At 54.8% G+C, this 557-nt stretch carries 1 protein-coding gene and 1 pseudogene; one reads left to right on the top strand and one right to left on the bottom strand.

Annotation, left to right across the window (positions count from 1 at the left end; translation table 11 throughout):
* Positions 1-121, bottom strand: a pseudogene (locus SB725_RS30125) (plasmid mobilization relaxosome protein MobC); the annotation flags it as partial.
* 31 nt (positions 122-152) lie between these two features.
* Between SB725_RS30125 and SB725_RS30120 the strand changes: the two are divergent.
* The gene (locus tag SB725_RS30120) at positions 153-344 is read left to right on the top strand and encodes a Rop family plasmid primer RNA-binding protein (protein WP_410923013.1); all 192 of its coding nucleotides are present in this window, start codon (positions 153-155) and stop codon (positions 342-344) included.
* Positions 345-557 lie beyond the last annotated feature (213 nt).

The raw sequence follows: 557 nt of genomic DNA, 5'->3' as shown, positions 1-557 counted from the left end.
CCCGCCGCATCCATACCGCCAGTTGTTTACCCTCACAACGTTCCAGTAACCGGGCATGTTCATCATCAGTAACCCGTATCGTGAGCATCCTCTCTCGTTTCATCGGTATCATTACCCCCATGAACAGAAATCCCCCTTACACGGAGGCATCAGTGACCAAACAGGAAAAAACCGCCCTTAACATGGCCCGCTTTATCAGAAGCCAGACATTAACGCTTCTGGAGAAACTCAACGAGCTGGACGCGGATGAACAGGCAGACATCTGTGAATCGCTTCACGACCACGCTGATGAGCTTTACCGCAGCTGCCTCGCGCGTTTCGGTGATTACGGTGAAAACCTCTGACACATGCAGCTCCCGGAGACGGTCACAGCTTGTCTGTAAGCGGATGCCGGGAGCAGACAAGCCCGTCAGGGCGCGTCAGCGGGTGTTGGCGGGTGTCGGGGCGCAGCCATGACCCAGTCACGTAGCGATAGCGGAGTGTATACTGGCTTAACTATGCGGCATCAGAGCAGATTGTACTGAGAGTGCACCATTGCGGTATTTCACACCGCAATG

The sequence above is a fragment of the Pseudomonas sp. SIMBA_041 genome (genome assembly GCF_046535095.1).
In the GTDB taxonomy this organism is placed as follows: domain Bacteria; phylum Pseudomonadota; class Gammaproteobacteria; order Pseudomonadales; family Pseudomonadaceae; genus Aquipseudomonas; species Aquipseudomonas mucoides.
The sequence above is the reverse complement of the archived record's forward strand: the minus strand, read 5'-3'. Positions and strand labels throughout refer to the sequence as shown.